Consider the following 25,456-nt stretch of genomic DNA (forward strand, 5'->3'; position numbering starts at 1 on the left):
TTAAACATGACTTAGCTTTTGCCTTAAAACTGCCCCTGTTGTTCAAGACAATAAAGGCTTCTCAATTCTCCGCCAGTTGATATAACGCCAGCAGTTTCTCGCGGGAGCGCTTCAGGCGCATTTTAATGGCGCTATGGGTTACGTAATACTGCTGCGATAGCTGCTGAATCGACAGCCCCTGTTCGTATTTGAGCCGGAGGAGGTTGGCTTCGTCGGCGGGGAGGTAGGTCATGGCCAGGGCCAGGCTTTGCAACTGCTGTTCCATGCTGTCCATCGGTTCGCTGATCAGTAGCAACTGATTGGCCGATGTATCGGTATCGACGGCTGGCTGGATCTGCTTTCGGAGCCGGATCTGATCGATGCAGTAATGGTGCGATATCGAAAAAAGCCAGGTCGAAAATTTCGAGCGGTTCTGAAACGTGTCGAGCTTCGTCAGGATTTTGATAAAAATCTCCTGTGTGTAGTCCTGCGCATCTTCTTCATCCTGAATCAGCGTCAGGCAGTAGTGGTACACCCGATCGACGTAGCGTTTGTAGAGAATTTCCAGACAAGCAGACGCATGCGTATGTTGATACTGCGCAATCACTTGTTCATCGGCCAGCACAGCCTTTTTCATATACGGTTACAGAGGAAATGGTGAGTACCGATCATTGGTTAATGATGGTGACTTAAAGATACTATAATCGATTTTTATAAACTAAATATTATCATAATAGATTAAAAATTACATTACCGATCTACCTATGCTTCACATTCATCATTCAATAAATAATTCTACTTTTATTATTATTTGTAAACTTATTTTCGGATACCATATAATAAATCTGGGTATAAAAGTCGGGTTATAGGCGTCTAAATTTATGGAAAGGCATACGTTGGCCGACCTATTCAGGCAACTTTTCCGTTTTATAATCGTAAAAGTTGCTCATCCATAAATCCTAAAAATCGACTGACTCGTATATACCTGCACTTAAATCCTTACCATGATGAGCTATAAAGGTTTTTCAATCGAAGTCCAAACCATTGAAAGTTGTACTTTAAATTCACAAACCAACACCTTATATGTAGTTGGCATCCATAAAGTTTACAGAATAAAAGATTCCGTATCAAATCTGGTCTATGATGTTAAACGGTCAGTTGAAGCGGCCAGGAAAGCGATTGACAAAAACGGAGCGCGCTGGCGTGCCAGATAAACACGGTTATCACGACTTAACCGATCGCTAAAACAGGTTTGTAAATCAGCGTTGGCACCGGTTTCTTTGCCCTTACCTTTCGGTTACCAGGCATGGTGGTTAGAAGGAACGGGTTAACCGGGCTCAATGACCATGTATAACCCGTTCAGAACATTCGCCAATCCCTTTTAGGTCGGGCGGTTAAGTTCCGGGGGCTCCGGACGGGTTCTGGATGCGTTTTTTACTAGAATACGAACACCCCGCCGGGGTAAAAAATAGACCGTATCAGTATGTTGAACCAGCTTTATATCGACTCCACACCGTATGCTTTACACGTTAGTCCGTGACCCTGGAACCAGTTGCCTTATGCCTGAACACTACAAATCGTTTATCATAGAAGAATTCCAGATTGACGTTTGCAACTGGGATGAGCCAACCGCAGATTTCATTGTACAGGGCCAGCAAACTGTCTACAAAATCAGGCGTATCGACAGCAAGCTGATCTATGGGGTCAAGCGCTCAATTGCGATGGCCAAAAAGGCAATCGATAAATACGGCAGCCGCTGGCTGACCGACTAATTCAGATGTCAGGGCAATGGTATCCATGCCGACGGTTTCATTGACTTAGACTAAACCCAGGGCTGTACCGTTTTTTTTAGATAAATATACTTGCACTCTCTACTTACTTGCCAGCAAAATCTGCTCGGATAAGTGAATTTATATGTTTAAAAAATTAAAAATCGGTAACTTATATTAATTTTATCGTTATCAGTATCTAAAAATCATTATTTAATACAAAGTTTATTTACAGGCCTATCTTTCTAATAATCAATCAACTATACCTGATTCGTGGATTATTAAAAGACGGTATGCCGTTTACGGCTTGCGCTGAATATATAATTCTGTATTAACTTGAGAAATCCACTCCTGATCAAACCTATTTACTATCCTAATTTATGAAGCTGGATGCTGGCGCGGGTGTACGCCATAAATTTGATCCCCAACAAGTAATTGCGATTACGGCCGACATTAATTATAGCTACGTGCATCTGGTCAACGGCAGTTGTCTGCTCCGGAGTCGTACCCTTAAGTGGTTTAGCGAACGCTGGCCTACGCTGCTGCGCATTCATAAGAACGCGCTGATCAATGTCGAGTACATTCATCACTACAGCCTCATTACGGGTAAGCGTCCATCTGGCTATGTAGTTATGACCAATAGCCTGCGGCTGGAGGTTTCGCGTCGGAACATTAAGGATGTGCGCGATCGGATGAATCAGATCAATCAAAACAAACCCGTTCGCCAATCGGCCTAACCGACCCGATCAGCGCGGCTCCGGTTTACTCGCCTGGCAGCATGAGCGACGGAGCAATGGGATCGTTCGCGATTCGCCCTTCAGACTTGCCAGCACCGCAACAGCGGGCCACAATGTTCGTTTTGCGTTTTCAATGCTTCCCGGCTGATTAAAATCAATTCAGTTCCTAAGGGTCGTCGTTTTGGTTCATGGCCAAAGGGACCAACTTTGCCCCGACCGATCAATCGCCGTATGAACGGGTGATGCGAAGAAACAACCGCTATCGATGGGTCTGGGCGCGGGCTACTGTGCCACTAGCAGACCCGATCGTCCGTGCGCTCTTTTTCCTTACCCGTGGTGCAGGCGCGTACCGACGTTATTGAGAACAGGCTAGCGTCTGCCTTCCTGGCTCCCCCTTTTCCTCCCTCTGCCGTTTATGCATGGCCGTTGATTAGTCGGCAATTAGCGTTTCTCTGAACAGCATCCTGTCGTTTGGGTTATATTAGTAATCATTACGTTCATTCTGTTTACCTGTCAGCCCGATAGCGCCCTTAAGCAGCTTTTGCGTATTCCCCACCCGACGGGTTTCAACAATCAACTAACTCCTACGACCATGAGCATCCAGACAACCCAGCAATTGCTCCAGAACCTGGCGGAGCATCTGACCAGCACCTCCTCCGTGCAGAAGGTGTACGGCGACCCGATTGTAACCCCCGATAAAACCATTATTCCCGTTGCCAGCGTGAGCGTGGGGTTCGGTGGCGGCTACGGAGAAGGTCATTCCACGAAAGCATCGACCAACCCCACCGAAGGCGGTCAGGGCGAAGGGGGTGGCGTTGGGGGCGGTCTGATGATTAAACCCCTTGGTGTTTACGAAGTAACTGCTACCGGCACACGTTATATACCGCTGGCCAAAAGACGCTATATAGCCATCGGACTAGCGCTGGGCTTTGTCCTCAGCCGACTCATACGACGCCGGTAATACCAACCGAATCACCCACCACACTTCTGGTCTGGAACCCGATGGTCCTTGCCATAAAACCCGGCGCTCCAGACCAGAAGCCAAACCCACTCAGCGATGCGAGCGATGTTATTATCCCAAACCGGCCCGTTTCGGGAGGGCGATACGCCCCTGATTCTGGCCGATCTGCCCATACCGACACCCGATTCCCACGAGATCCGGATACGGGTGTCGGCCTGCGGGGTTTGCCATACCGAACTTGACGAGATTGAAGGGCGTACGGCTCCACCTCATTTGCCCGTCGTACCCGGCCATCAGGTAGTAGGCCGTGTCGATGCGCTGGGCAAAGACGTTACCCGATTCCATATCGACGATCGGGTGGGAGTTGCCTGGATTTTTTCGGCCTGCGGTCATTGTACGTTCTGCCGGTCGGGCCACGAGAACCTATGCGCTCAGTTTCGGGCAACGGGTCGCGATGTGAACGGTGGCTATGCCGACCATATGGTTGTCGGTGAAGCGTTTGCCTATCCTATTCCGGGCAATCTTTCCGATACGCAGGCGGCTCCGCTCTTGTGTGCTGGCGCCATTGGCTACCGATCGCTCCGGCTCACCAATCTACACAATGGCCAGCGCATTGGCCTCACTGGTTTTGGGGCATCGGGCCATCTGGTTCTGAAATTGCTGGCCCACCAGTTTCCGCAGTCGGAAGTCTATGTGTTTGCCCGTAGTGAGTCCGTACGGCAGTTTGCCCGTGAGCTGGGGGCCGTCTGGGCGGGCGACACCAGCGATGATCCGGGCGTGCTGCTCGATGCCATTATCGATACTACGCCTGCCTGGAAACCCATTGTAGAAGCCCTTGGCCGGTTGAAACCCGGTGGCCGACTCGTTATCAACGCCATTCGAAAAGAAGACCGCGACAAGGATTCGTTGTTATCGCTAAACTATGCCGATCATATCTGGCAGGAAAAAGAAATTGTCAGTGTAGCCAACGTAACCCGCGACGACGTTCATAATTTTCTGACCCTGGCGGCAACGATTCCAATTAAATCGGCCGTGCAGACCTACCCACTCACGCAGGCCAATGAAGCCTTGTGGGCCATAAAACAGGGACAAAGCCGTGGAGCGAAAGTGCTGGTAATGTGAATCCACACCTGCGCGGAATCAGTTGGTGAGGTAATGGAAGTCATGGTGTATCCGAAGAAAGCAGACGTAGTTTGTTGCTGCAACGCTATTTCTGATACTCATGACGAAGATCCTGCTCCCAACCGATTTTTCGGAAGCCTCGCTCAATGCAATCCAACATGCACTGCATACCTTTTCGGGTTCCGACACCGAGTTTGTACTGCTCCAGGCACTTGGCACATCGCTTATCAGTTCGCCGGATGGCTGGTCGGCCTACGGCGAACTGATGAGCCGGAGCGAAGCCAATCTACAAACACTCATTGCCGACCTTAAGCGCCATACCAACGCGGCTTCTTCCCGATTCCGCACCGCTACACTGGCATCGACTCCCGAACTGGCGATCGATATGCTTCTTCGGGCCGAACCATTCGACTGGGTCGTACTGGGTGCAACCGGAACGGGAAAAGCCATTGCGTTTGGGAGTGTCGCCACGGCCGTAATTCGGGCCAATCGCGGCAACGTACTGGTTATTCCGGCAACGGTTCCTCCCCTGCCCTTGCTCAATGCTGTTTTTGCGACCGATTATGCTCCGCTGGCTCGTGCGGCCCGGTATGCGCTCCATAAACTGGTCGAACGCCATCATGCCCGGCTCACCTTCCTGACCATTCTGGCCAAAGACACGCTGACATCGGCTCCTCCGAAAACCCTTCGGCAGGCTTTTCAGTCGGGGTTTCAGGAACTAAGTACAACCGAAGCCATCGAATCGCATACCGACCTGCGGAATGGCATCGAAAACTACCTTGAATCGCACTATGTCGATTTGCTGGTAACGGTTTGCCATCATCGTTCGCTGATCGACCTACTCCTGAACCGCAGTACAACACGTCAGTTAGCCTATAAACCGATGGTTCCGCTGGCAGTACTGGTCAGCGACGAAACCGAGGCCGTAGCCCCTACCCTCCTCCAGCATAGCCTGAAAGGGGAGGTCATTTTCTGAAGAGCAGGACATGGCTCGTTGTTCAAAACGCAAACTGACAATAATCACCCCGGCAACTGACCGCCGACATAGGCTTTCCTGCCGTTTGCGGGTAGGTTTGCAAAGGAGTCAAACATACGTCTGGCTAGAGGCCGAAACGGTCGATAGACACCCCTCAACCGGGGTGATGTCGATTCGTAACGATAGCCACGGAAAACACGCCTAAGCGAGAGGAAGTAAAGCGATTCTGGTTGAGTAATAAACACATGCAGGGTTCAGATAACCCCGTGGCAGTTTGCCACGGGGTTTCTTTTGCTAGTCGAGCCGGAATACGTTTCTGACAAGCCGGACAAGCACGATTGGCACAACTCCCGACAGAATCAGGAGCAGCAGCGCCTGCGCATCGAAGGGCTGGATAGCCAGTGCTTTCCGAAACAGCGGCACAGCATAAGTAAGCACCATCAGCCCGACACACAACAGTAACGCCAGCCAGATATAGCGGTTTCGGGTTATTTCATTGACCAGCAGCGAAGCGTTGCGCCCCGAATACAGGTTAAATACGTGCAGCAACTGCGCCCAGCAAAGCGCGTAGAAGGTTAACGTTCTGCTCGCCGATTCGCTATAATGCCACACCCAGCGGGCGTAGGCATAGGTACCCAACACGGCTACGGTGATCGCAATAGCGTACAGAACAATCCGTTGCCAGTCGGCCCGATTCAGCAGTGGGCTCTTCGGGTCGCGCGGAGGCTGCTGCATCAGAACACCATTTTCGCGACCAACGCCCAGCGCCAGTGCCGGGAATACATCCGTAACAATATTGACAAACAGAATCTGCAACGGCAACAGAGGATTGCCCAGACCCACTACCCCCGCCACGGCCACCACAAAAATTTCGCTCAGGTTACAGGACAGCAGAAAAACGACGAACTTTCGGATATTCTCGAAAATAACCCGCCCCTGCCCTATAGCCCGCACAATCGACGCAAAGGAGTCATCCTTCAGAATCAGGTCGGCGGCTTCGGCGGCTACCTGAGTTCCCCGTAGTCCCATGGCAATACCAATATCGGCCTTTTTCAGGGCGGGCGCATCATTGACGCCATCGCCGGTCATGCCAACAATATTTCCATGCTGCTGGTAGAAATCGATCAGGGCCAGTTTCTGAGCCGGGCTAACCCGCGCAAAGACCCGGCATTGAAGCAGTTTCGCCCGATCGCTTTCGGTGAGTTGGTCCAGTGGCCGAAGTTCGTTCCCGGTCATGACCAGAGCCTCATTGGCCCGCACAAGTTTCACCTGCCGGGCAATGGTGAGTGCCGTAGCCGGATGGTCGCCGGTAACCATAATGACCCGTATACCGGCTTTTCGACACGCTTCCAGCGCCGACGTAACCGGTAGCCGGGGTGGGTCCAGAAAACCGATCAGCCCGGCATAGACCAGGTCGGCATCCGCAAAGGTAGCCTCATCGGGTTGGTCGTTCAGTTCCTTATAGGCGAAAGCCAGTGTACGAAGACCGCTTTGTGCCATCTGGCTGGCCCGCAGGTTCTGCCGGTCCCGCTGCTCATCGGTCAGTGCCGGACAACGCGCCATCACTTCTTCAATAGCGCCTTTCACCGCAACGAGGTAGGTTGTCGGACGTTGGTGGAGAGTCGCCATCAGCCGCGTATCGGCGCTGAATGCCTGCTCGGCCAGCCGCCGATAATCGGTGCGCAAGGTAGTAGGGTGGTTTCCTGCACGGATAGCGAATTTCAGCAACGCGACTTCAATGGGGTCACCAATTTCCCGAAACGACTCGCCCTCACCCCCTACCTCAGCATTATTGCACAATACCCCCAGCACCAGGAGCCGATCCAGTTCAGTCGATTTCGGGATAGTCGTACTGGAGGTGTTTGCCGGATTCAGCTCCAGATACACATCCTGCTCTGGACCCGGCAATTGCAGGCTGAATACGTCGATCCGGTTTTCGGTCAGCGTTCCGGTTTTGTCGGTAAAGATCACATTGGTTCCACCCAGCGTTTCAACAGCCGCCAGCCGTTTCACCAGCACTTTTTTCTGAGCGAGCCGCATCATTCCATAGGCCAGGGCAATTGTTGCCACAACAGCCATTCCCTCCGGTATGGCTGCAATAGCCAGCGCAACCGATGTTTCGATCAGTTGCACAACGGCCTGCCCACGCACTAACCCGGCAATTACAAACAGCACCGATAAGGCCAGCGTGATAACGATAAGCACCCGGGACAAGCCGTCGAGTTTTTTTTCCAGCGGTGTTGCACTGCGTTCGGCCCCTTCAACGAGTTGACTGATCCTGCCCAGTTCTGTCTGGCTACCAATGGCCACAACAAGAGCCCGGCCAGTGCCTGCCGTAATGGCTGTTCCTTTAAACAATTGATTATGTTTTTCGGCTAATGGGGCCTCCGTTGGGGTTGGCGCTGTTGTTTTGGCAACGGGCAATGACTCGCCGGTCAGCGTCGATTCGTCGACTTCAAGTTGATGGACCTCTATCAGTCTGGCATCGGCCATAACCAGATCGCCCGCTTCGACCAGGAGCAGATCGCCAACCGTAATCGCTTCTGACGAAATTTCCTGTACCTGCCCCGCGCGCATGACCCGCGCCGGGGCCGTATCCAACTGGCGTAGTGCCTGCATCGACCGACTGGCATTCCATTCCAATACAAACCCCGTCAGGGCATTGATTGCCAGTACGACCAGGATGGCCCAGCCTTCCAGCGAATCGTTGAGCACAAACGACAAACCGGCGGCCAGTGCCAGTATGGCAACGATGAGGCTCCTGAACTGACGAAAAAAGACGGCAAACCAGCTTTCGGGCTTAGTAGCGTCGAGGGCATTAGGACCGTAGTAGATCAAACGCTGCCGGGCTTCGGCAGCCGAAAGTCCTGTAGCCGGGTCGGTGGCTGGCAGTAATGAATCCGTAGTGTGTGGCGGCATCAGACCAGCGTGTTAATACCTGTTGAGCAGAAGCTACAAAGGTGCACAATTTGCTTTAATCCTTTTTTAATCTTCATCTTAAAATCACAACTGAATTCAATCAGACAAGTTGCTGACAGCCGTCATACCCTGCGCCCCGTCTATCGATAAACTTTGTTCTGTCGATAGACGTCACGTACTGGATGCGGGTTACTGGCGATTAGACTTAACAAGCCCTGCCCACTCATCCATTCCTAACAGCCAACACCCAAACAACTTATGAAAAAGGTACTTGTTCTGACCGACTTTTCGGAAGCCTCACACAATGCGCTTCGGTTCACCCGAAGTCTGTTTGCCGATACAGACACTGATTTTCATCTGCTGTGTGTCTACCCTATTGAGCCCGACGGGTTTTATGGGCAAAAACATGTTAAAGAAACCGCCTGCACGGCCTTCACCGATTCGTTGCAGGAACTGGCTCAAACTATGCGCACGCAGCCCGTTTTGGCTACGCATACCTTTCGCTCAACTGCGTTGCCCGGCACCCTGCTCGATGCCGTACAATCGGTGCTGGACGAAGATGCTTTTGACCTTGTGGTGCTGGGTTCAAAAAAAGAAGGAACAAACGTTCTGTTTGGCAATAGTGCCACAACGCTGGTTCGGCAATTACAAACCAATGTCCTGATTGTTCCGAGTGATTCTGTGCCGCAACCGGTTCGGCATATTGTGCTGGCGGCCGATGTGCGAAACCAGAAAGGCTGCAACCTGCTGGCTCCCGTGAAGGATATGGTGATTCAGAAAGAGGCTGAGCTAACGCTGCTGATGATCGATACTCCCGGCCGGAAGAATGTTCACCCCGAGCGCGAAACCTGCCTGCGGCAATACCTTACGCCCGTCATTCCGACGGTAGCGCGTATACAGGCTCCCAATGTCCGACAGGGAATCGACACCTACCTCGACGGTCATGTGGTCGACCTGCTGGTAATGATTCCGCGGCACAAAGGCTGGACTGATATACTCACCGGATCGAGCGTGACCCGGTCTTTGGCCTTTGCACCACCGGTTCCCCTCTTAACCCTATACGACAACGGGCTGAGCGATCAGGCGCATACGATGAGCGATCTGTCCAATCTGGACTATGCCCTATAGCCACCCTAACCACACAGCACTATGTATAAGATCCTGCTTTTGACTGATTTTTCGGCAGCTTCCCGCCACGCGATCGCCTTTACCCAGGCGCTTTTTGCCGATACTGCCGCTACTTTCTGCCTGCTCAATACCTATCTGGTCGAGCCAGAAATCGATTACAGCAGTGTTATGCTGCTGGAAGAAAGACGGCGAGCCATAGAAGCTGGTATGCAAACCTTCAGGCAATCGATTACGCAACAGCCCGAACCAGAATATCATACCTATACGACTAAAGTAATGCTGGGCGATCCGGTTGGTGCAGTCAGGCAATTGCTGAGCGAAGAGTTCTTCAATCTGGTTGTGCTGGGAGCCAGCGGGTCGGGCAACAGCCAGCTTTTTGGCAGTGTGGCAACGGGTCTGGTCAGACAGGCAACCACCAATGTGCTCGTGGTGCCCGCCACAGCGCCAATCCGCCCCCTAGAACACGCTGTGCTGGCTACCGATTATACCTCTGTCAACAATAGAGAGTCGTTGACGATCCTGACCGATCTGCTCAGCCGGAAAGCGGCTGAGCTAACCCTGCTGACCATCGAAAACACCGACCATCCGGAAACGCTGGCCTCCGAACCGAATCGGCAGTATGTACTCAGCGCCTTCGAGAACATCCCCTCCGAGACCTACACCATTCATGACACCGATGTGTTACATGGCATTCAGGATTACCTTGCCGTTCATACCGTCGACCTGCTGGCAATGTTACCGCATCATACGAGTTTCATGGATGTGATTTTCAACCGGAGCCTTAGTCGGGCTGTAGCCTATCGACCAACCGTACCGCTGCTAACGCTTTACGACGCTCCGGCTGCGTCGGCATCTGACGATTCAGCCGCCAATCGAGTTCCCTTTACCACCTACCTATAACTCCTTACTACGATGACAACTGAAAAATATCGTCAGCTTACCGACGTTCATCTGTTGCACCGCATCTGGCATAGCGAGCTGGAATTAGCCCTTCAGGAAGTCAATTTCTGGGAAGACCTGCTTGGTACGCTCAACGAAAACCTTGATCCTAACCAGCGGGCCATCGAAAACTGGCAACATGAAATCGGTCAGCTCCACCATTTCCGGCGGCTGACCAAACGGCTGATGGAAGAAATCGATGGGGTCGAAAAAGAGGTTGCCATGAGCGTTCGCACCGACCACGTCCTCGATGCCGACACCCGGCTCGATCATCAGTATCTACGCGAAGAAATGGATAGTTTTCATGCCGATTTCCGGGCGTTCAAAAATGAGATACGACGGTATACGGTTGCAACCCCTACGTTCTGATTGCCTGATATAGCCCTTGTTAATGAAAAATCTGATCGCTGCTTAGAGCGATCAGATTTTGTATGGACTGGCAATAGTATAGTGGAGATTTTCTAAGCAGCCATTGAGGAAGTGAAAAAATAAGATTCCTGTTCACAGGGGGTGCGGTAGCCCAGCACCGAATGTTTCCGTCGACGCAGGGCGGCCTGTGCCGTTGTACCAACCTTCAATGTACCGCTCAGGCAGCCCTGTCGAACGTAGCTAACCGGGCCGCTGCTCGTGTTTCAAAACGAGCATGGTTGACCAACCGCAACGGCGGACCGTTCGCTCTTGAGCGTCTTGAATCAGATCGCCGAAGCGAAAGCTTTCGGCCACGGCATTGTCCCATCGGACCGCCGACGCGGCAGTTCCCTTTCGGCTGGTACGCCAGCCCGGTCATACTTTGTTCAACAGACCAGCCACTCAACTCATCTCGAAATTCGGTGCAGGCGTACTGAATCCCACGGTCTGACCGGGTCACCGGAGCGATGAACGATAAGTTCACCATCTAGCGGCCTATTTTTCAGAGCCATTTGAAAAGCCGCAATGCTGGTATCAACGGCTTTTAACGTATCACTCAACGCCCAGCCCACCACCTTCCTGTCAGCTAAATCTAAAATAGCCCGCTCCGGCGTACCGGTCAAGTATAACCAGCCTTCGCCGGTCCGGATATAGGTAATATCAGACACCCACTTTTGACTAGGCTTGTCGGCTGAAAACTCTTAGTATGTCGCGCGGCTTCGGCCGGCCGATCCATTTGAGCTTCTCTAAGCTCCCGCTGTAACCTTCTAATCTGTTGCTGCTCATCAGAAAGTGTAGCATTAGCAGGCTGGATTTGATCATTTTTTTGATGGCGTTGCCTCCATTTGCGGATTCGACCAGGATCAATACCTAATTCACGAGCAGCATCCTGAATTGATCCTTTTGCATATAACAACTCGACCGGTACGCCGGGGCGGGCCATTCCCTTGAAGGCTTCGTCATACATACATGGTCCGCCATTGCGGTCGTTTAACCATATCAACTTGGATCGGACTGCCGAAGCAGTTAGTCCCCCAAATCTGCCTAAAAAAAGTCTCCAGTCAAATGTAGCAAGTTCAGGTTTTTGCTTTGTACAAACGACAGGCTTAGCGCTGTAAAAGGATTTTGACAGATCAGGATGATCATTGCTTTTCGTTAGTATTGCAGTCAACGAGCGCAAATTATATCGACAAAATTCCGGCGTCCGTGCATCTGAGAAGATATTAGCTTACTCAGACAAAATTTGTAGCTTGGGCCCATGTTCGACCAACTCAAAAATAGCCTGGAGCGTCTGTTACCCCTTACCCGTGAGGAGTTTGTCTACTTCGTGACGTTGCTGACCCCACGCAAGCTGACCAAATACGAGCCGTTTCTGCGGGCTGGCGAGGTGTGCCGCGAGATTGCCTTCATCAATCAGGGGTGCCTTCGGTATTACTACCTCAAAGACGGTGACGAGTTTAATGGCCAGTTTTTCTTTGAAGGCTCGTGGCTCGGCGAGTACCACAGCTTCCTGACGGGCCAGCCTGCCATACAATACATCGACGCCCTGGAAGACTCCCAACTACTGGTGATGCAATACAACGATATGCAGAAACTGTACGACGAGATTCCCAAATTCGAGCGCTTCGGACGGAAACTGGCTGAAAATGTGGTCATCGGTTCGCAATACCGGACGGCCTCGCTGTTGTTTGATACGCCCGAAGAACGCTACCTCAAACTGATGCGTGAGCGCCCCAAAGTCATCGAGCGGATTCCACTGCATCACATTGCCTCCTATCTCGGCATCAAGCCTGAAAGTCTATCGCGTATCCGCAAACGGCTGGCCGATGGTCGGTAAATTGTCTTTTCTTAACTCAAATCAAGTAAGTAGCTGACGTACCTAACCAGAGTCAAGGCGGTCGGCTCAAGCCAGGGTGCAACTTTGTCACATAGTTCAATCACAAAAACTAACTGACAAATTTCATGAAAACGTCTCGTATTTTACTGCCGCTGGGCACCGCAGCTCTCTTCTCTCTGGCAACTACAGGTCGCGCTCAGAACACCGAACCAGCGCCAGCGAAACTGCCTATCTACGGCAACATTAGCATTGGCTACGGTAATACGTTCTTCTCCGGTACACTAGCCCAAAAGGAAACCCTTAACGACGGACGCGGCTTCGGGCGCAACCAGGGCAACACCCTGACGACCTGGTTCTACGTAGCTCCCGCCCGCTGGAAAGGGCTGGGCGTGGGCACGGGTATAAAAGGCTTTTTCGCGACGCCCAACAACGGGGGCAATGACGAAACCTATCTGTACAACTACTACCACGTGGGCGTTGGAGCGCGGTACTATCCACTCAGCCGGGTGTTCAATAAAGGCTTCAACGTGAAAAGCAGCTTCGGTATCGGGCAGATGACCGAAAAAATGAAGTACAACAAGACCCGCACCTACGACCATCAGTTTGCTATAGGAACCACGCTGCTGGCGGGAGTGGGTTATTCGATTCCTGCCTTCAAAAAACGAGCGGCTGTCAACATTGACCTGGAATACGAAACTTCAAACCGGCGGGGCGATGTAACGGGCGTTGGCGAAAACCAGCCTTTTCGCAACAGTCACGTCAGCCTGAATGTTGGTCTGGGTTTTTAACCGTTCCTTTCTCACGTCAAAACCCAATAATTATGCAGCCAACGCTCGATGTATCCACTGAGGCTGTGCGCTACGGGCGCTTCGTCACGAAGCAGTGGCTTGTAGGCCTGCTCATTACTGAACTGATTACTGTACTGGCTCCGGTGAGTGTATTGTCTGCCCGCTTCCACTTTCCCGATATCCTGCGCGAACCGGCCAGCGTAGCCCTGCCGCTATTTGCGGCTAATCAGTCCGTGATTGTACCGGCGTACTACGTTTTTATGCTGTCGGGGTTGCTTTACCTGCCGATGTCGATATTGTTGCGCAGGCAATTGAGCGCATCGGCAACGCAGACTGCAGGCAATCTGCTGGTCGGGTTAGGGGTAGCCACCGCGCTGTTTCAGACCATTGGTTTCAGTCGCTGGCTGTTTGCGGTGCCTTATCTGGCCGATGCTTACGAACAGGCTACAGCCAACCCAACCCTGCGCGACTCCATCAGTCTGCTGTACGACACGTTGAACCGATACGCAGGCATGACCATTGGCGAACACCTGGGATTTCTGGCAATGGGCGGCTGGACAATCTGTCTGGCGCTCATGTTACCACGGCCCAACCGGTTTGCCCGCTGGTTTAGTGCATCAGGCATTCTGATTGGTGGATTGATTATGGTCAGCATAGCCGAGCATTTTGGTACGGCACAGGCCGGATTGTTTGGCCTGCTCAACTTTATCGCCAATACGCTCTGGTCAGTCTGGATGCTGGTGCTGGCTGTACAGCATGGGCGTCAATAAACTGTCCAATGACGATGATGTTGCGGAAACGTATGCTACTGGAAAATCTAGTCAAAAACCAATATGAATACGCATCTTAATGATTTATCAGGCTATAAGAAAAAGAAAACTTGACACCTGTTCCGCTAGAAGGTCCTCGAAGCCTGTCGGGCCGAACGAGTCCAGGCCTCCGAGCTTGAAGAAACTCCGGGCATCTCGATGACGGAACTACGCCGTCTCAACTGCAATTACTTTCGCTACCGTTTACTTCCCCTTTTGTATCCTAAACATCACGGTCCGCCGTTGCCATTATGAGCATGACCGAGTCAGGCGACCCCAATGAGAATGCGATGGCTGAACGGGTACTTCGCCCCTTAAAAGATGATTGTAAGTTGGCTCGTGGTTTTTCTTCTTTTTCAGCAGCCGAAGAAGCGATTGAAAGGGCGATTAATGCGTATAATACGGTTCGCCCGCATGCATTGCTAAATTATTTGACGCCCCATCATATGCATCAACGTAAGCGAAAGTCCAAGCTTCGTCGGAGCGCCGATGCACTGGTACCCTTATAAAAAAGTACGGTACGGAAATGTACAATATGAGTGCGCTTTCCGCTAATTTTAATAACTGTCCAACTCAATCCGTAGCATACGCTCAATTGGGCCAAGTATTCTTTTTGAGGACATGTCCTAAAAAAAGACCTCTTTTCTGGTTTTGACATTGCAATAATGTTCAAAACTTAAGAAAAGAGGTTCTTCTTTTAACCACCCAAATAAAGTTCGGGATGGCTCACGTTACCATGAATGAATTAGAGCAGTCTATGCATTCTGTCAAGGATTCTCTTTCAGGATCTTCACTGTTTTGTTTTGCGAAGGAGTACTGACGCGAAGTAATAGTATACCCGTAGGAGTCTGACCTAAGGATACCCTAACTTGTTCGGTTGATGTAGCCTGTTCAATAAGCTGGTTGCTCAACAGCGTTCCTTTCGTATCAGTCAGTTGAATACGCAAGGGTTGGCCTCCAGCGCCCTGCACTTCAACCGCTACTTCCGGACCACTCACTGGGTTGCCCAGTACCGTTACCTGGAAGGGAATTTCGGCCTCAGCGGCCACACGTGCGCCACTGCCAGGTTCCTGCCCCCAAACCCGCTGACCAGCCAGATAAATCACTGTCTGGTTGTTTTCAAGCCAGTTTGTTCCTGCCAGATAGGAATAGTCGTTGCTCTGGTTGAAGTCAGTCCAGTCGTCTTTAGCTACCCGGTATTGAACATCGCCCGTGCTGCTGGCGGGATAAAGGGCGCCCAGATTAGCGTTGAAACTAAGCTCCAGATAGGCGTCGGCGTTGGTTTGAACCGGGTTTAGTTTGACAAACTGACCGGTAACGTTCGCGTTACCCAGCAGCGCATAATCCAGGTAGAACCGGAGTTTATCCGGATTGCCTTCGGCCGTCAGGTAATACCGTACCTTAACATCCTGGTAGTTCACCGGCACGTTGCCCTCGTTGCGTACCTGTAGATACGTATTGATAGTGTTAGCACCGTTGGTCCGGTTCTGGTTGTATACCGTCAGGCGTTGTTGAACAGCAACCTCAGTTGGTTCGGTCCCCCAGGCTAATTGCCCATTGATATACGCTGTGATATGATCATTTGCCGTCAGGTTTTGCGCATTGGCGTAGGAGTAATCGTCGGCTTCGTTGAAGTCTGTGTTGTTCTGCTTAGCAATGCCGCTCTGAATTTCACCCGAATTAGCACCCGGCATCAACTGACCTGCCGACTCATCAAAGCTGTACTCAACGTAGCCCCATGCGCCCTGCCGGGGTTTGTCCAGCGCCACGTACTTCACCCGAATTTTATTATTCCCAATCTGGGCGTAATAAACGGGTAGCGTAGAAAGCGGGGCAAAATTTTCGGCTGTTAGCCAATAGCGGAGGGTCAACTGGCCATATACTAACGGCGCATCCCCTTCGTTAAGAACCTGAAGAGTCGGCTTAATCACGTTGTTCGCAACGACATTATCTGCATCCTTGTGCAGTACTCTTACCATAGCTGATGGCGCAGCCTTTACGTCGATGGTAAGAGCAGTCGATGTAGCCGCCAGGCCGTCATTGTCAACGGCCTTTGCCGTCAGTGTGTACGTACCGGCCGATACGTTGGTTAGCGTAAATGCATAGGGAGACGTAGTGGCAGAGCCGAGCAACGTAGTTCCATTGTAAAACTCCACCTTGCTTACCGTTCCGTCAGCGTCATTCGCCGTGGCGGCTAACTCAACCGCGGTTCCTGCCGTGAATGTCGTGCTTGCCACGGGTGATGTCAGATTAACCGTTGGCTGGGCATTGACACGAACGCCTGAAACCAAGTTCGACTTGACAGCGGACGACCAGTCGCTTTTCCATAAATTTACCGACCAGTTCCCTCCCTTAATCGGAGCCGCACCTGCCGGAATGGTAAGCGTAATGGCCTGCGTTCCCGAACCAGCGCTAACCTGCACATTCTTAGACGTAATGGTTTGCCATTGGCTGTTGAAGAGGTACACGTCGATAATACGATTGGCGGCCGCCGTATAATTGACATTCACCGTGTAGGATTGGCCCGGATTGACCACCATTGGCGGTTTGTTGAACGCAATGGATTCCTGTACCGTAGCCGTACCCACTGTAATCGATACCACCGACGACGTAACGACTGCTCCGCTATTGTCGGTTGCTTTGGCCGTCAGCGCATAGGTGCCGGTTGCTACATTACTCCATGCGAACGAGTAGGGACTAGTGGTAGCAGAGCCGAGTAACGTAGTGCCGTTGTAGAACTCCACCTTACTGATGCTGCCACCGGTACTATTGGCCGAAGCCGTTAGCGTGATAGTAGCCGGAGCCGTAAAAGTGGCACTGGCTACCGGGCTGGTTAGCGCGACCGTCGGCGCCGACTGAGTGCCGACCGACCGAACAACAACATTGTCGAAGCGCGAAGGGCAATAGAACGAGTACAGGCCAATCTTACCACTCGTAAAGTCGGTCGTAGCTACATTGTTGAAAACCGTGTTACCATTGATTTTAACCGTGGTTGTGCCACCGGTATTGGTGATCAAAATCGCGTGACTGGTGCCTGTGCCTCCGCCGGTAAACGTTGTAGAGGCTATGGTCGTCAGTGTACCGTTCACCTTTTTCTTCAAGTCGACTGTTTTTGCCTTCGAATTGAAGGTGAGCAGGTAGTAGTTATTGGTATTCTGGTAATTGAATACGACCCCGATATTGTTATCCCAACTGGCCGTGGCATCCACCGCATAGGAGTAGTTCGAAAAGGAGGCTCCATTGTAGAACGAGGTAAATTCTCCATTGGTGTTCGTGCTTTCGTAGCGTTGATTGGTGGCTGTCCAAGTGCCCCCATTGGCTACCCAGCCAACGGCCGTATTCGTATTATAGTCCTCAGCGTACAGCACATCGGACCCTAAATTATCGACGGTAATTTTCACCGCGTCAGACGTTTTGCTGACACCCGCGTTGTCGGTTGCTTTCGCCGTAACGAAGTACGTACCAACGGACAGATTTGTCCATACATACTGGTAAGGGGCGGCCGTTGATGTACCAATGAGAGCCGTGCCGCTGAAGAACTCCACTTTCGTTATGGTTCCATCGGGATCGCTGGCCGAGGCCGTTAGGGTAAGGCTGGCCCCCGGCGCGAGACGGGTATTATTGAGCGTTGAGTCGATCTTACAAACCGGTACCTGATTCGTTGGGTCGTTCGGATTTCCCCAGAATTCCAGCTCACTGATGTTGCCATACCCGTTATTGGGCGATAGAAAACGATAGTAGCGATACAAACCCGTGGTGGCAAAACGAGCCGTGGTATAAAACCCTTCAATCGGTGTTTGGGTAAAAGTATATAGGTCTACCGCATTCGAGAAATCAGGTGAATTAGACCCCTGTATTTTACCGCCAACGATTCGCAACGCCCAGGCTGTACGGGGTACAATGCGCGCTTTTCTGACGGTTTTGGCTATCCCCATATCCAACCCAACCCACTGTCCTGAGGCCGAGGCCCCGTCGAAATAGGTTGTCAGATCACCGTCCAGAGCCTTGGCAAACGTCTTGCCGTTATTCTCGTACGAACCCGGTGAGCCGATGCCCGTTCCGGTAAACTTCACATAACCATCCGTCGACTTGACCGTAACCGTATCAATGGCCGACGCTGCCGTAGCGTATAGATTATCGGTAGCAACGGCCTTAAGTAGATAGGTACCTTCATCGACATCATTCCAGGTATAGCGAAAGGGAGATGCAGTAGCCTCTCCTATTTTCGCTGAACCGTTGTAAAACTCAACCTTAGTCACACTCCCGTCCGAATCGTTGGCCGTTGCTTCGAAATTGATGGTAGCCGGAGCGGAAAAGGTGGCGCTCTGGACCGGCGAAGTCAGCGTTATGGCGGGGGCAACGTTGGCAGGCGTATTGTTCAGAATCGGCACAAGTGCATCAAACCAGGCATTCGCGTCTTTAGTAGCTCCCTGTTTGCTCAGGTGAAGATCGTCGAAGTAATCACCAGGATCCCAGGTAGCGTACATTTTCTGATAAATATCAGCCAGATAGATATTATCCGTGTCGCTAGCGTTGGCAATTTCCCGAATCTTGGCATTGAGTGCTCCCAGGCTCTTGTCGCTGGGGTTACTGCCCCAGTTTTTATCCCATTTGACTGGCTCGATTGTTCCTAAAATCAACCGGACGCCCGGCTTGAGTTGCAGAATCTTATTAACCAGATCCTGATAGCGTTGCGGAGCCGACGCCATGTAGCCGGGCGGATGGGCATCAGCACCAAACATGTCATTAATACCAATGGCCAGCAGCACAATATCCGGATTGGCCTGGGGCAGGTAGTCCTGAATATGCTCATATAATCCGGTGGTTTCGCAGGTAGAACAAAAAGTTTGCGTGTCAGGACCAATGGTGTAGCCCCCGTGACCAGCATGGTCCTTATCGTTAGGAATAGTATCGCCCTCGGCGTAGTTCTGACGGTCGCCCACATAATCCAGTTTATAGCCGTTTCGGATCAGCCGGGTACGCAAATACCCCCGCCAGCTATTCTGCGTATTACCGCCCCCACCCCCTTCCGTCTTTGAATCCCCTAAAGGCATGATTTTGAAGGTCTGAGCAGGCGAGAAGTCGGGCGCGGCTGGTGCCCGACGATTGGTTAGGTCACTGATCGGGCCACCGCCCGGATTACCTTCTAAGTTGTTGGTGATGACATAAAGGTTTTTGTACAGGAGCTTGATGTCATTCGCCCAGTCAGATGTGCCTAACCCCCCGTTTATATCATAGCCGTAGAGCTGCTTGAACTCATTACGTACCGACCCTTCAGGGCCTGTTTCGGTAACGAAAGCATAGGTATCACCCGCTGTATTATCGACGGTATAGCCGCCGTAGTCGCGCAGGGTACGAGCCAGAATCAGCCCCGCCTGCGTTTTCAAGCCCAGGCTATTATCGCTCACACTGTTGAGCACTACGTCTTTATTTAGGGCTAACAGTGCCCCTATTTTCATCTCCGGGTTGGTTCCGCCGTAATAGTTGTAGGCCGTCGGATCATTGTAGCCGCCGTCCTGATTTGTCGCTGGCCAGCGATAGCCACCAGTAGCATCATGGTAAAAATTTTCTTTACCAAACAGGTTAAGCTTGATCACATGCGGAATCTTGCCCGACGTAAATTCCCCGACTCGAATGGTGCCGCCAATGGCGGACAGATGGCTGCCGCCATGCGCGCCCTGGATACACTCGCCCGTGAGCACACAGCCGCTGGGGTCCCATTTGTATTGGGCAGTAGCAACGTCGGTTCCGCATTTGGCAAATGGCTGGGCCTGCCAGATTTTGCCATCGGGTTGTAGGATAGCTACGCCCGCATTGGGGGTTTTGCCAACCCATACATTCTTATCATAGATAAAGTTGGTGGGGATAGGAGCGGAAAACAGCGTAGGTCCCTGCACCGGACAACGGTCCTGCCCCGACCAGCCAGCGTAGTTGGTTTCTACATTCATCAACGGCTCATTAGGCCGAAAGATCACAACGTCTTCATCGGCCTCAAAGTAAGTTGCATCCTGAATCCCAGCAGGAGCATAAACAGCATTGTTGTGAATAGGAATGTTCCAAATGGACGTTTTGGCGAAAGGCCACTTGAGCGGGTCGCGTTGAGCGAGAGCGGGGTAGCAGAGCATAATAAGCCCTGCCACGATCCCCAGAATCGTCGTTTTCATCAGTAAAATAAAGGAAAGGTTGAACTGTTTAGAATCGATATGTATGGTGTAGATAGAAGGGAATCGATAGGGGTAGGCAAAATGCCTACCAGCCCGGATTTTGCTGTAACTTTGAGTTCTTGATCAGCTCGTCCTGTTGAATCGGAATGAGGTAATCTCTGTCTCGAAATACCCGATCTTCTACTTTGAAGCGAGTAAACGTTTTCCCGTCCTGACTGATGCGCATACCATAGATGGGCGCACCAATCACCTCTTCGGCTAATTTCCAGCGCCGAAGATCGAAGAAGCGCTGATCTTCGAAGGCCAGTTCTACGGCCCGCTCCCGCCGAATCCGCTCCCGCATTTCTTCTTTCGACAACCCGGCTGGTAAGGCTGGCATTTTTACTCTGGCGCGTAAGGTATTGACAGCGTCATATACGCTGGCGTCAGGACCAACAGCTTCATTTTGTGCTTCGGCGTAGTTTAGCAATACCTCGCCCAGCCGGAGCAGAATCCAGTTATTGTAGCCGTTGGTTGGGTTCTTGAAGAATGCTTCATCGATGTACTTCCGCAGATAATAACCCGTTGTCGTCGCGTTGCCGTCGGTTTGGTTCGGGCCACCGTCGATGCCGTTGTTGCCTTTCACGCGGGTTTGTACCGTAATGGCATCGCCCCCCGTTCCCAGTACCGCTCCGTCGTAGATAACCGTACCATAGAAACGGGGATCGCGGTTTTTGTACGGATTATTGGGGTCGTATAAGGGCGACTTGTCGTAGGTCTGGCCATCAGTCATTTCAAACATATCGACGAGGTTTTGCGTCGGACAGACTCCCCCCCAGCCACCAATACTGATAAGACCATTGTTCCGGTTAAAATCGTGGGTTACCAGCGTCGACTTGTACTGCTTGCTGAAAATAACTTCCTGATTGTTATTATTGGCCGCTTTGAAGAGATTCTCAAAATTTGGGAAGAGGGTATAGTTTCTGGCATCAATAACCTTCATGGACGCAGTCGCTGCGTCGGCCCACCGCTCAGCATGAAGCAGCACACGACCCTGCAGGGCAAGAGCAGCCCCACGGGTAGCCCGACCCAACGACTGACCTGAACGGGTCGCAGGCAGCAAGGCGGCTGCTTCGGCCAGCTCTTTGCTAATGAAATCTACGCATTCGGTATAGGTGTTACGCGGAGTTAGTAACTGCGATATATCCTCAACGCCCAGCGCCCGGGTAACCAGAGGTACTCCACCGTAGAATTTGACCAGTTCATGATAATAAAAGGCTCTGAGAAACTTCACTTCGCCGGTTAGAGCTGCTATTTTGGCCGTATCACCAGGCACCGACCTGACGTTATCCAGAAAGATATTGCACCGACGAATGTAGTCGTATCCGTATGTCCAGTAGGTTGGCGGGTTATTCCAGAAGTAGCCGTAGCGCAGTGATTTATCTGGATTCGTATAACTCAGGTCGCCCCGGTTCATATCGTTCGTGATGGGCCAGGGAAACGTATTTTCGCCCTCATCAGTAGCCCCGGATAGGTGATAACCACCCCGCTCAAAACCGCTGATGATGCCCGAGTAAATATTATTAGCAAACTGTTCGGCCAGAGAGTAATCGCTCCAGACGGCCGCATCGGAAAACGAGTTAAGGGGTTTACGGTCCAGAAAATCTTTCTGGCAGGCAGCTAGAAAAAAGCCCAGACCAGTTAGTAAGAGTAATGACAGACGTAATAATTTCATGGATTTAGGGAAGATTAGAAGCCGACATTGATGCCTACAGCGTACACTTTTTGCTGCGGATAGAACCCGCCCCGGGTCGAGTTTGCGGAGTTGCCCGGCCCTTCAGGGTCCAGTACTTTGAGCTTGTCGAAAGTCAGGATATTCTGGCCACTGACAAATACACGCAGCGTACTGAGCCGGGCTTTGGTTGATAGGGAGGCCGGTAAGGTGTAACCCAGTTCCAGGTTTTTCAGGCGCAGGTACGACGCATCTTTAAGCCAGTACGACGAGGTTTCGGTGTTGTTGGCCGTGGGCTGGGTGGTCATGCGTGGATACGTCGCATTTGGGTTGGTGGGCGTCCAACGGTTTAGGTGGCTTTCGAGGGCTTTGCCACTGTTGTAGAACGCCCAGGCGGCTTCGTAATCGACGTAGGCATTGACGCGACCAGCTCCCTGGAAGAAGATGCTCAAATCAAATCCCTTATACTGTGCTCCAGCGCTAAAGCCATAAATCAGTTGAGGAACTGTGCTGCGCCCGATTTGCACAACATCTTTGCTGTCAATTTTACCGTCTCCGTTAATATCTTCGTAGCGGATGTCGCCCGGTTTGACTGAATTTGGCTGCTTGGGCGCGTTATCAATTTCTTCCTGCGACTGGAAAAGCCCAAGTGCCCGATAACCAAAAAACTGATTCAGACTACGGCCCGTTTCGCGGATGTTTGGATTCTTGTCGGCGGGCTCGTCTTTAAAAACAACTTTGTTCTGGACAAATGTCAGATTACCACGTAGGTTGTACGTAAAGGTGCCGATCCGGTGCTGGTGAGTGAGGACAAGTTCAACCCCTTTGTTATCCATGATGCCGGTATTCTCGAATGGTAACTGAGCCCCAAGCGTAGCCGGAACGGCCAGACTCCGCTTGGTCAGGATGTTACTGGTACGTTTGTAGAACAGGTCGATTTCAAATCCGAGTTTACCCTTCCACAAGCTCCCCTCCAGACCAACGTTCGACGAGGTAGCCTTTTCCCAGGTAATATTCTGGTTCGGCAATTCGCCCTGTCGGAGCCCTTTCACCTGCTGGGCATCCGGCCCGAATACGTAACCCCGGTCGTAATAGTAGGTTGAGAGAAATTTAAACCGGCCAATAGCATCATTACCTAGCTGCCCCCACGACGCTCGAATCTTCAGGAAGTCGACAGTCGTTAAGGCCTTCTGGAAAAACGGCTCTTCGGAGATTCGCCATCCGGCCGAAAACGAGGGGAATAAGCCCCAGCGCGTGGCGGGCGGGAAGTTTTCTGAACCGTCGTAGCGGAAGTTCCCTTCAAACAAGTACCGGTTGTTATACGAGTACGAAACTCGTCCCACAAATCCCCGGCGAGCGCGCTGGTCGGCGCTACCCGTGTTGGTCTGAAAGGCATCGTTACCGGCAAACAACTGATCAAGAGTCGTCTGGGTATAGTTGGACCGGGTAGCACCAAGGTTGCTGGATCGGGTGTCGGTCTGGGTGAACAGGAACAGGCCGGATACATCATGCTTGCCAAACGTTTGAGCGTAGTTCAGATGTGCTTCTGTCGTCAGGTTCCATATCTGATCGAACGTCTGGTTCAGCGAGGCCGGACCAGTGGGTAAAGCTGTGTAAGTATCCGTAGTTGCGTTATAATTATAGAGCGAATAAGGCTCAAACCAGGCACTGTACGTCCGAAACTGCTGATCATACGCCACCACCCCTTTCAGGGATAGGCCCGGTACGAACGGCAGTTGCTGCGCAATGGTCGCAATGCTTTGAAACACGTTTCGCACGTCTTTCTTATAGCCGTGTTTGGGCGCTTCGGCCGGGTTTTCGCCGATGTAGTTGCCGGGCAGCCCATTGCTATAGTATGCTACGGCTGTGGGGCGGTTACGATTCAGAAACCAGAAGGTCTGGTTGGCATCTTCGTACGGATACCGTCGGTCTTCGATCCGTCCGCTCAGGTCAAGCGTCAGACGCGTCGTATTAGTCATATTGGCGTCAATGTTTGAGCGGATGTTGTATCGTTTGAACTGGTTGTTCTCCAGCAACCCCTGCTGGTTAAGGTGCCCTGCCGATATGAAGTAGCGAATCTTCTCTGTGCCGCCACTAGCCGAAATGTTGTATTGCTGCTGCGGAGCCGAAGGGCGTAGCGCCACCTTTGCCCAGTCTGTGTTCGGATATACATCGGGATTGGAACCTGTTTTGAACGCTTCCAGGGCGTCAGCCGAATACAGTTCAGGTTTACCTTCATTGCGATAGCCTTCATTCAACAGTAGCGCCATGTTGTAAGAGTCGAGGTACTTGGGTAGACGCGTTGCCATCTGCCAGTCAGTGCGGGCCGAGAACGTCAGATTCGTTTTGCCTGCTTTACCACGTTTGGTGGTAACCAGAATGACACCATTCGCCCCCCGAACCCCGAACACAGCCGCCGAAGCCGCATCTTTTAGTATTGAAATAGTTTCGATTTCGTTCGGGTCAATTTGGGAAAAGCCATAATCAGGACGGGGGATTCCGTCAATGACGACCAGCGGAGATGAACTGCTGCCAAATGTACTGACGCCCCTGATGAGTAGATTGGAGCCGTCGCTACCCGGCTCACCGTTGGACTGCACGGCAATTAGACCTGGTAGCCTGCCCACGAGCGCATTGCTGATGTTAGCAACGGGAGCCTGTACAATTTCGCGGGTTTTCACAGTCGCTACTGATCCGGTCAGGTTCGCTTTCTGCTTTTCGCCGTAACCAACCACCACCACTTCGGAGAGGGCTTTAGTATCCTCTTTCAAACTAAGGTCGATTGTTTTCTGGCCATTCACCATTACCTCTTCGCGAACGTAGCCAATGTAGCTAAATACCAATGTTGGGTTAGAGCCCGAAATACTAAGCGTGTACCGGCCCTGATTATCGGTGGTCGTTCCCTGCGTAGTGCCTTTTAGAATAACACTGACGCCGGGGAGTAATTCGCCATTTCCGGCTGCGGTGACCCGACCGTTTACCGTTTGAGCCAAGGCATGAATACTCAACATCAGTAGCCAGACGAAGCTGAATAAAAACCTTAGATGCTCTCTTCGATGGAGAGTAGGTATTCGTTTAGTCATATTATGATTTAATTAAGGGTTTATCAGAACCATACATACAAGAGCAGCGCAACAACGAGCATCAACAAACTAACCAGCAGGTGCCCACCCCAGACCAGTCTGGAAGTAGCACTAGATGAACGAAAA

19 protein-coding genes and 1 pseudogene are annotated in these 25,456 nt (G+C 51.7%); 13 read left to right on the forward strand and 7 right to left on the reverse strand.

Annotated elements, in window-relative coordinates; genetic code table 11:
* Positions 1 to 61 precede the first annotated feature (61 nt).
* Positions 62 to 616: an RNA polymerase sigma factor gene (locus tag WBJ53_RS18955; RefSeq protein ID WP_338868987.1), complete on the reverse strand. Its 555-nt coding sequence runs from the start codon at positions 614 to 616 to the stop codon at positions 62 to 64.
* A 367-nt stretch (positions 617 to 983) separates the two neighbouring features.
* On the opposite strand from WBJ53_RS18955, the gene WBJ53_RS18960 reads away from it, so the two are divergent.
* The 6 genes from WBJ53_RS18960 to WBJ53_RS18985 all read left to right on the forward strand — a co-directional run bounded on the left by WBJ53_RS18960 (position 984) and on the right by WBJ53_RS18985 (position 5,544).
* Positions 984 to 1,193, forward strand: a complete 210-nt coding sequence (locus tag WBJ53_RS18960) for a hypothetical protein (protein ID WP_338868989.1) — start codon at positions 984 to 986, stop codon at positions 1,191 to 1,193.
* Positions 1,194 to 1,496: 303 nt separating this feature from the next.
* On the forward strand, positions 1,497 to 1,751 hold the full coding sequence (locus WBJ53_RS18965; protein ID WP_338868990.1) for a hypothetical protein: 255 nt from the start codon (positions 1,497 to 1,499) through the stop codon (positions 1,749 to 1,751).
* 377 nt (positions 1,752 to 2,128) lie between these two features.
* Entirely contained in the window at positions 2,129 to 2,485 is a 357-nt protein-coding gene (locus WBJ53_RS18970; RefSeq protein WP_338868991.1) for a LytTR family DNA-binding domain-containing protein, read from the forward strand.
* Between the two features lie 592 nt (positions 2,486 to 3,077).
* Positions 3,078 to 3,446, forward strand: a complete 369-nt coding sequence (locus WBJ53_RS18975) for a spore germination protein GerW family protein (protein WP_338868992.1) — start codon at positions 3,078 to 3,080, stop codon at positions 3,444 to 3,446.
* 96 nt (positions 3,447 to 3,542) lie between these two features.
* The gene (locus WBJ53_RS18980; RefSeq protein ID WP_338868993.1) at positions 3,543 to 4,568 is read left to right on the forward strand and encodes a zinc-dependent alcohol dehydrogenase family protein; all 1,026 of its coding nucleotides are present in this window, start codon (positions 3,543 to 3,545) and stop codon (positions 4,566 to 4,568) included.
* 100 nt (positions 4,569 to 4,668) lie between these two features.
* Positions 4,669 to 5,544 carry a universal stress protein gene (locus tag WBJ53_RS18985; protein ID WP_338868994.1) on the forward strand — a complete coding sequence of 292 codons (876 nt, stop codon included), beginning with the start codon at positions 4,669 to 4,671 and terminating at the stop codon, positions 5,542 to 5,544.
* Positions 5,545 to 5,838: 294 nt separating this feature from the next.
* On the opposite strand, the gene WBJ53_RS18990 is transcribed toward WBJ53_RS18985, so the two are convergent.
* On the reverse strand, positions 5,839 to 8,463 hold the full coding sequence (locus WBJ53_RS18990) for a cation-transporting P-type ATPase (protein ID WP_338868996.1): 2,625 nt from the start codon (positions 8,461 to 8,463) through the stop codon (positions 5,839 to 5,841).
* Positions 8,464 to 8,721: 258 nt separating this feature from the next.
* On the opposite strand from WBJ53_RS18990, the gene WBJ53_RS18995 reads away from it, so the two are divergent.
* The 3 genes from WBJ53_RS18995 to WBJ53_RS19005 are packed head-to-tail and all read left to right on the forward strand — an operon-like array spanning position 8,722 to position 10,899.
* Positions 8,722 to 9,591, forward strand: a complete 870-nt coding sequence (locus WBJ53_RS18995) for a universal stress protein (RefSeq protein WP_338868998.1) — start codon at positions 8,722 to 8,724, stop codon at positions 9,589 to 9,591.
* Positions 9,592 to 9,612: 21 nt separating this feature from the next.
* On the forward strand, positions 9,613 to 10,491 hold the full coding sequence (locus WBJ53_RS19000; protein ID WP_338869000.1) for a universal stress protein: 879 nt from the start codon (positions 9,613 to 9,615) through the stop codon (positions 10,489 to 10,491).
* A 12-nt stretch (positions 10,492 to 10,503) separates the two neighbouring features.
* Positions 10,504 to 10,899, forward strand: a complete 396-nt coding sequence (locus WBJ53_RS19005; RefSeq protein WP_338869002.1) for a hypothetical protein — start codon at positions 10,504 to 10,506, stop codon at positions 10,897 to 10,899.
* Between the two features lie 446 nt (positions 10,900 to 11,345).
* Here the strand turns inward: WBJ53_RS19005 and WBJ53_RS19010 are convergent.
* Positions 11,346 to 11,639: pseudogene (locus tag WBJ53_RS19010) on the reverse strand (DDE-type integrase/transposase/recombinase); the annotation flags it as partial.
* The gene (locus tag WBJ53_RS19015; protein WP_338869004.1) at positions 11,558 to 11,905 is read right to left on the reverse strand and encodes a transposase; all 348 of its coding nucleotides are present in this window, start codon (positions 11,903 to 11,905) and stop codon (positions 11,558 to 11,560) included. The gene WBJ53_RS19015 and the pseudogene WBJ53_RS19010, both read right to left, overlap by 82 nt.
* Before the next feature lie 291 nt (positions 11,906 to 12,196).
* Here WBJ53_RS19015 and WBJ53_RS19020 point away from each other — a divergent pair, with 291 nt between their 5' ends.
* The 4 genes from WBJ53_RS19020 to WBJ53_RS19035 all read left to right on the forward strand — a co-directional run bounded on the left by WBJ53_RS19020 (position 12,197) and on the right by WBJ53_RS19035 (position 14,881).
* A complete protein-coding gene (locus WBJ53_RS19020) occupies positions 12,197 to 12,775 on the forward strand; it encodes a Crp/Fnr family transcriptional regulator (RefSeq protein WP_338869006.1) in 579 nt (192 codons plus the stop codon).
* A gap of 125 nt (positions 12,776 to 12,900) precedes the next feature.
* A complete protein-coding gene (locus WBJ53_RS19025; protein ID WP_338869008.1) occupies positions 12,901 to 13,563 on the forward strand; it encodes a hypothetical protein in 663 nt (220 codons plus the stop codon).
* A 32-nt stretch (positions 13,564 to 13,595) separates the two neighbouring features.
* Positions 13,596 to 14,333: a DUF4386 domain-containing protein gene (locus WBJ53_RS19030; protein WP_338869010.1), complete on the forward strand. Its 738-nt coding sequence runs from the start codon at positions 13,596 to 13,598 to the stop codon at positions 14,331 to 14,333.
* 290 nt (positions 14,334 to 14,623) lie between these two features.
* Positions 14,624 to 14,881, forward strand: a complete 258-nt coding sequence (locus tag WBJ53_RS19035; RefSeq protein ID WP_338869012.1) for an integrase core domain-containing protein — start codon at positions 14,624 to 14,626, stop codon at positions 14,879 to 14,881.
* Positions 14,882 to 15,139: 258 nt separating this feature from the next.
* Here the strand turns inward: WBJ53_RS19035 and WBJ53_RS19040 are convergent, their stop codons facing one another.
* From WBJ53_RS19040 to WBJ53_RS19050, 3 genes are all read right to left on the reverse strand, one after another.
* Positions 15,140 to 20,536, reverse strand: coding sequence for an Ig-like domain-containing protein (locus tag WBJ53_RS19040; RefSeq protein ID WP_338869014.1), 5,397 nt, complete (start codon positions 20,534 to 20,536; stop codon positions 15,140 to 15,142).
* Between the two features lie 85 nt (positions 20,537 to 20,621).
* Complete coding sequence (locus tag WBJ53_RS19045; RefSeq protein WP_338869016.1) at positions 20,622 to 22,250, reverse strand: RagB/SusD family nutrient uptake outer membrane protein; 1,629 nt, start codon at positions 22,248 to 22,250, stop codon at positions 20,622 to 20,624.
* 14 nt (positions 22,251 to 22,264) lie between these two features.
* The gene (locus WBJ53_RS19050) at positions 22,265 to 25,258 is read right to left on the reverse strand and encodes a TonB-dependent receptor (protein ID WP_338869018.1); all 2,994 of its coding nucleotides are present in this window, start codon (positions 25,256 to 25,258) and stop codon (positions 22,265 to 22,267) included.
* Positions 25,259 to 25,456 lie beyond the last annotated feature (198 nt).

The sequence above is a fragment of the Spirosoma sp. SC4-14 genome, from assembly GCF_037201965.1.
Lineage (GTDB): Bacteria > Bacteroidota > Bacteroidia > Cytophagales > Spirosomataceae > Spirosoma.